At 54.9% G+C, this 6941-nt stretch carries 4 protein-coding genes; 3 read left to right on the top strand and 1 reads right to left on the bottom strand.

What is annotated here, in order from left to right; genetic code table 11:
- The 3 genes from hmsP to RTK32_RS01890 form a co-directional block, all read left to right on the top strand.
- A partial coding sequence (gene hmsP / locus RTK32_RS01900) for a biofilm formation regulator HmsP (protein WP_312041841.1) occupies positions 1 to 1914 on the top strand: 1914 nt, incomplete at its 5' end.
- Between the two features lie 411 nt (positions 1915 to 2325).
- The gene (locus tag RTK32_RS01895; RefSeq protein WP_312041840.1) at positions 2326 to 3612 is read left to right on the top strand and encodes a dicarboxylate/amino acid:cation symporter; all 1287 of its coding nucleotides are present in this window, start codon (positions 2326 to 2328) and stop codon (positions 3610 to 3612) included.
- A gap of 227 nt (positions 3613 to 3839) precedes the next feature.
- Positions 3840 to 5333 carry a pitrilysin family protein gene (locus RTK32_RS01890; RefSeq protein ID WP_312041839.1) on the top strand — a complete coding sequence of 498 codons (1494 nt, stop codon included), beginning with the start codon at positions 3840 to 3842 and terminating at the stop codon, positions 5331 to 5333.
- A gap of 18 nt (positions 5334 to 5351) precedes the next feature.
- Here RTK32_RS01890 and RTK32_RS01885 read toward each other — a convergent pair whose 3' ends face one another.
- Positions 5352 to 6227, bottom strand: coding sequence for an alpha/beta hydrolase (locus RTK32_RS01885; RefSeq protein ID WP_312041838.1), 876 nt, complete (start codon positions 6225 to 6227; stop codon positions 5352 to 5354).
- Between the last annotated feature and the right edge of the window lie 714 nt (positions 6228 to 6941).

Raw genomic sequence — 6941 nt, 5'->3', positions numbered from 1 at the left:
CTCATTCAGCTCTTCCATTTTGTGCAGCAGCGCAGGATTGACTACGCCCAACAGATGGAAAACATTGCGCATACCGTGCGTCAGCCTCTGTCGCAGTCGGTCCTGAAAGCGGACATCGCCCAGGCTGAACATATTCTTAACTCACTCAAGCCAGCTGGTATTCTGGCGCGCGCAGAAGTCGTGTTGCCCAATGGGCTCCAGACGCTGCACACCGATTTTGCACCCGCGAAGCCGGTGCCGAAGCTTATCGCCACGATTTTTGAACTACCGGTACAAATCACGGTACCGCTCTACTCGGTGGAGCCTTCCAATCCCAAGCCGCTGGCGCTGCTGGTGTTGCAGGCGGACTCCTGGCGCGTTTATCAGTTTATCCTCAGCGCGCTGTCTACCATGGTGACCACTTACCTGCTGTTGGCGCTGATCCTCTCGGTTGTTATCAGCTGGTGCATCAACAGGCTGATCGTCAGGCCACTACGCAGGATCGCCGCTGAACTGCACAATTTGCCGCCGCAGGAAGCGCTCGGTCATCAGCTGACCCTGCCTGCCCGGCACCGCGACGACGAACTGGGCATCCTGATCCGGAGCTATAACCACAATCAACAGCTTATTGAAACGGTGCAGGATGAAATGCGCCGCCTGACCACCTACGTCGCGCTGACCAATTTGCCCAACCAGACGCTGTTTCTGGCGCTGCTTGAGCAGCATATTAATGCCATCGCGGCTAAAGACGGCTTCACGCTGATGGTGTTGCGTATCGAGACGCTGCAGGAAGCAAACGGCGTGGTAACGGACGAGCAGCGGGATGTGCTGACGCTGACGCTGCTGGATAAAATCCGCAACTGCATCGACGGGCAGACCCTGATGGGCCAGCTGTCTGACAGCGACTTCGTGTTGCTGATGAAACGTGCTACGCCCGTCCGCGCCATGCGCATGGCTCGGCTGCTGCTGCTGCGTCTGACCCAGCCGGTTACGCTGCACGAGATGCAGATACGGCCCAGCATCAGCATCGGCATGGTGGCGCGGGAAGAGACGGATCTGACTGCGGCAGAGCTGTTGAGCCGGGCGGCATCGGCCATGATGTCGGCACGCCTTGAGGGCAAAAATCAGATTCTCTTTTTCGATCCGACCATGACTGAGCGGGCGCAAAAGCGGCTGACGCAGGAGCACGATATTTTGCAGGGCCTGAGCGAAGGGCAATTCGCGCTGTTCCTGCAGCCACAAATTGATATGCGCAGCGGCCGACCAATTGGCGCAGAGGCGCTGCTGCGGATGCGTCAGCCGGACGGCAGCTGGAACCTGCCGGAAGACCTGATCGTCAGTGCGGAGGAGTCCGGCGTAATCCACGCGCTGGGGCGCTGGGTATTTGAAGAAGCGTGCCGCTTGCTGGCGGACTGGCAAAAACGCGGCATTACGCTGCCGTTGAGCGTGAATATTTCCGCCGTGCAGCTGCGCGAACCGGACAGGGTGGCGCATCTGGAAGCGCTAATTAAACAGTATCAGATCGCGCCAGGCAGCCTGATGCTGGAGCTGACCGAAACGGCACAGGTCGGTGAACCGGAGCTGGCTCTGCGGTTGTTGAGCGATCTGCAGCAGGCGGGCGTAGCCGTTGCTCTGGATGATTTTGGCACGGGCTATGCCAATCTGAACTGGCTGAGCCAGTTTAAATCGCTGCCTGTCAGCAAGCTGAAGATGGATCGCAGCTTCGTCAGCCCGTTGCCGGAAGATAACGCCATGGTACGTATTGTGGTGGCTATTGCGGAAATTATGCAGCTGGAAGTGATTGCCGAAGGGGTAGAAACCGTGGAGCAGCGCGACTGGTTACTGGCGCGCGGTATCCCCATCGGACAGGGCTATCTTTACGCAGGCGCGCTGCCGGTCGCAGAGTTCGAGCACCTTTATTTTAAAACCAGCTGAAAACAGCTTCCGATCCCAGCCTGACTAAAGCCGGCAAAACGGCACTACTTACCTGTACAGCGCGCCAGCAGAAGGCAATAGGGCTGCTTTTAGTCGGGACAGGTATCGGGGCGTGTCGACAGGCCGGTGCAGATTACGGATCGCCCCAGGCCTGCCTGGGGGCTACTGCTGTCGACGTTGACAGCAACAGCGGCCTGAATTTCAATAAAATTGTTATGCGCTTTGCGGTTCTGCGTTCAGCAAAGCCCCGTCCTTGCCGCTGCTGAAGTGATTCAGCTCTTAAATTTACGCGCCCGTTCGTGCAATGTTTATCAGAATATATCAATCCAGTTAACGTGGTGTTATTTTTGGCCTGTTGTCAAAATAACGACAGTAACGTCACCCGCCATCCCTGCCGTTAACGGATATTTTATGAAAACTTCCCTGTTTAAAAGCCTTTATTTTCAGGTACTAACCGCCATCGCTCTCGGCGTACTGCTGGGGCATTTTTATCCGGAGCTGGGCGCTCAAATGAAGCCGCTGGGCGACGCCTTCGTTAAACTGATCAAGATGATTATCGCGCCGGTCATTTTCTGTACAGTAGTGACAGGGATCGCCGGCATGGAAAGCATGAAAGCCGTTGGCCGCACGGGCGCGGTTGCGCTGCTCTATTTTGAAGTGGTCAGTACCATTGCGCTGATTATCGGTCTGATTGTGGTCAACGTGCTGCAGCCGGGCGCGGGCATGAACGTCGATCCCGCTACGCTGGATGCCAAAGCCGTCGCCGTCTATGCGCAGCAGGCAGAGCAGCAGGGTATCGTCGCCTTTTTGCTGGATATTATTCCTGGCAGCGTGATTGGTGCTTTCGCCAGCGGCAACATCTTGCAGGTATTGTTGTTCGCTATTCTGTTTGGCTTTGCCCTGCACCGCATGGGCGATAAAGGCACGCTGGTCTTCAACTTTATCGACAGCTTCTCTAAGGTCATTTTCGGCATCATCAATATGATTATGCGCCTTGCGCCAATCGGTGCCTTTGGTGCAATGGCCTTTACTATCGGTAAATATGGGGTGGGTTCACTGGTGCAGCTTGGCCAGCTGATCATCTGTTTTTATATTACCTGCGTGCTGTTTGTCGTTATTGTGCTGGGCCTGATCGCTCGGGTAACCGGTTTCAATATCTTTAAGTTTATCGCCTATATCAAAGAAGAGCTGTTAATCGTGCTGGGCACCTCTTCTTCGGAATCCGCGCTGCCGCGTATGCTGGATAAGATGGAGAAGCTGGGCTGCAAAAAATCGGTGGTAGGCCTGGTTATCCCAACCGGCTACTCCTTTAACCTGGACGGCACCTCAATTTATCTGACGATGGCCGCCGTGTTTATTGCCCAGGCGACTAATGCACATATGGATATTGTTCACCAAATCACGCTGCTGGTGGTGCTGTTACTCTCTTCAAAAGGCGCAGCTGGCGTGACCGGCAGCGGCTTTATCGTGCTGGCCGCCACGCTTTCCGCCGTCGGCCATCTGCCGGTAGCGGGCCTGGCGCTGATTTTAGGTATTGACCGTTTCATGTCAGAGGCGCGTGCGCTGACGAATCTGATAGGTAACGGCGTGGCGACCGTGTTCGTCGCGAAGTGGGTCGATCAACTGGATCAAAAACAGCTGAAAGCGACGCTTAATGCACCGAAAAAGGCGAAAAAACTCTCGGAAACGCGCCTCTGACCCAACAATGACGTAAATATCCTGCCGAAATGCCCGACGTGACTTGCCCTCACGTCGGGCATTTGCATAATAACCCCTGTTGTTTGACTATTTTTCACTTTGCGGCGGGACATCCCCGCCGTTGCGTGGTCTAAGAAGCTATTCGTCGGCTTCCCTGAGTTATCCTTTCCACCGATAGCCGTAGGCCACCAGCGATTTTATTGGTTTGTGATTGAGTAGGGGTTCACATGCAGGGCACCACAATTCGTCTTTTAGTGGGTGGGATAGCGCTGGCCTTTGCCAGTAGTTCGGTGCAGGCTGAAACTCTTCAACCCGATCCCGCCTGGCAACAGGGAAAGCTGGATAACGGTTTTCATTGGCAGGTGTTGACCACGCCGCAGCGTCCCAGCGACCGCGTGGAAGTTCGCCTGCTGGTTGATGCTGGCTCGCTGGTGGAAAGCACCCAGCAGGCCGGCTACAGCCATCTTCTGCCGCGCCTGGCGCTGGTGCACAATGCCCGGCTGGATACGGCTCAGCAGCGCTCGCTGTGGCAGCAAAGCATGAACCCGGATCGCCCTCAGCCGCCCGCAGTGACCTCATACGATTTCACGCTTTATTCGCTTAGCCTGCCTAATAATCGCCCGGAAGTGCTGAAAGAGGCGATTAACTGGCTGGCGGCCACGGTCAGCGATATGACGGTCAACGAACAGACCGTTAATACCGCGCTTAACGCTGACGATCCTATCGCTACCTGGCCTGCTGACCCGCAGGATCCCTGGTGGCGCTACCGCCTGAAAGGCTCTGCGCTGCTGGGTCACGATCCTGCTTCACCGGTAACGACGCCGGTTGATATGGCAAAGCTGAATGCTTTCTATAAGCAGTGGTATACACCGGACGCCATGACGCTGTTCGTGGTCGGTAATGTTGATAGCCGTGGCCTGGTAGAGCAGATTAACCGCACTTTCTCGCCGCTGGAGGGCAAACGCGACACGCCCGCGCCGGTGCCGACGCTCTCTTCCTTACCGCAGCAGCCGGTCAATCTGGTTAACCCTAACCTGAATCAGGACCGCCTGTCGCTAGTCTGGGATTCGTCATGGCAGCCTATCCGTGACTCGCAAAATCTACAGCGCTACTGGCAAAGTGACCTGGCGCGAGAAGCGCTGTTCTGGCACGTACAGCGCGTACTAAGCGATAATAAAGCGCAAAAAGTGCAGGTAGGTTTTGACTGCCGCGTGCTTTACCAGCGTGCCCAGTGCGGTATTAATCTGGATGCAGACAATAATACGCTGGCCGCTAATCTGAGCCTGGTGGCGCATGAGATGGCGAATATTCGTGACAACGGTCTGCCGCAGGAAGAGTTCGACGCGCTGATGGCGCAGAAAACCGTTGAGCTGAACAAGCTGTTTGCTACCTATGCCCGCACCAATACGGATGTGCTGATGAACCAACGCCTGCGTTCGCAGCAAAACGCGGTAGTGGATATCGCGCCTGAACAGTATCAGAAGCTGCGGCAGAAGTTTTTGTCAGAGCTGACGCTGCAAATGATGAATCAGGAGTTGCGCCAGCAGCTGTCACAGCCGTTAACGATGCTGCTGATGCAGCCGCAGGGCGAGGCGGAAACCAACGTGCAGGCGCTCTACGGCAGCTGGCAAAAAATTATGCAGCCTGCTGCCGAAGCTCCGGCAGCAAGCGTGGACGAGACTAAACCTGAAGTGTCGGATATTCCCGCTACTCAGAATTAACCTGTCCTCAGGCGCGCGCTACCATTTGCGCGCGCGTAACCATTCATTCACCAGCATTGGCCAGCTGGCCAGCGGCAGATCCGCCACGTTGCGGATACCGAAGCCGTGGCCGCCTTTTTCGTAAAAGTGCAGTTCGCTGGGCACACCGTGTTCACGCAGTGCGCTGAACATCACCATACTGTTATTGATCGGCACGGCGTCGTCGTTAACGGCGTGGATCAGCAGCGTTTGCGGGGTCTGCGCCGTTACGCGGGTTTCAAGAGAATAGGCGTCGATTTCGCGCTGGGTCGGGCATTCGCCCAGCAGGCGCAGCCGCGAACCGGCGTGTGCCAGCCCTTCCCGCATGCTGATGACCGGATAAAGCAGCACCAGCGCATCGGGTCTGGCAGCCAGAGATTCGGCGATATCCTGGACCGGATAGAGCTTTTCGTCAAAGCGTGTGCCGAGGCTGGCCGCAACATAGCCGCCGGCTGAAAATCCCATCATAACAATACGTTTGCCGTTCAGACCGCGTGCTGCGCGATGGCGTAGAACGCGCACGGCGCGCTGGGCATCCGCTAACGGCGCTTCAGCCGCTTCGTGGTGGCCGTCCTGTGGAAAACGGTAGGTCATTACCGCCAGCGTATAGCCCATTGCGGTAAAGAACATCGCCAGCGCGCTGCCCTCTTTATCGATCATAATGCGCTCGAAACCGCCGCCCGGCGCCACCAGCAGCGTCACGCCGTTGGAGGTTTCCGGGTACCAGAACGCCAGTTCCGGGCAGCGTACGCCTGAGGCGGCGCGGTCGAAAGGCTCATACTCTTTGGCCAAATCAACGATCTGTGGGCTGACACGGGAATCGCTGGCACCTGGCGCATCGCCGTGAGGCCAGATGTTGATTATTTCGGTTTTCATAAATGCTCCCGCTTCGCCTTATCTGAAGGGCGAAGCTAAAATTTAAATACCACGTGGTAATAAATGCAGCATCACCGATTTCGGGTTAAGTCGTCCACTATTCAGCGCTTGATTTCAGCGCTTTCAGAATTTATCCAGGAAGTTTAGCTGATATTTTATTAGCTATAACCCGCCAAACAGAAGCAGCATTTAATGCTGGCAGTTTGTTTTTTGCTGCGAGGAAATAATTACCGTCAGGTTTGGGCATAAATAATTGAAGGGTTTTCTGAATAATATCCTTTTTATTTGCCTTAGGAAAGGAGAGCGGCGGGCGTAATAATTCGTACTGCGTCTGACAGGGGTTAACAAATAAATATTTTACTTTTCAGCAGGTTGTAGCGAAATGCTGGATAGATTTCGTTTTATTTTACGAGCCTTATCGCATTTCTGTAAAAAAGAAAAATATCGCGAGTAACAACATAAAGTCATCCACCCCGCGTTTTGCTACGCGTCATCTACAGTAATCTTTTGCCAGGCCGTCAGAGAGTAGGGTAGCGACTAAAATCAAATTCTGTCAAGAAACCATGCCGCCTGACGTTTATTAACGGCGGCTTATCATATGACTAATATGCTTTTTTCCTTCCGGGGTTTTCTAATTAATCAGGCTGTTTGATTTGCGCATTACTGAGGCCGCAACTTCATTACCTTTCTGTATTTTACCCCCCGTGCCTGCAT

Source organism: Erwinia sp. (genome assembly GCF_031978025.1).
GTDB lineage: Bacteria > Pseudomonadota > Gammaproteobacteria > Enterobacterales > Enterobacteriaceae > Erwinia.
Note: the sequence above shows the minus strand (reverse complement) of the source record. Positions and strands in the feature narration are given on the sequence as shown.

Coding starts and splice junctions, on each gene's coding strand:
- RTK32_RS01890 (WP_312041839.1), top strand. CDS start 3,840: ATGCAGGGCACCACAATTCGTCTTTTAGTGGGTGGGATAGCGCTGGCC.
- RTK32_RS01885 (WP_312041838.1), bottom strand. CDS start 6,227: ATGAAAACCGAAATAATCAACATCTGGCCTCACGGCGATGCGCCAGGT.
- RTK32_RS01895 (WP_312041840.1), top strand. CDS start 2,326: ATGAAAACTTCCCTGTTTAAAAGCCTTTATTTTCAGGTACTAACCGCC.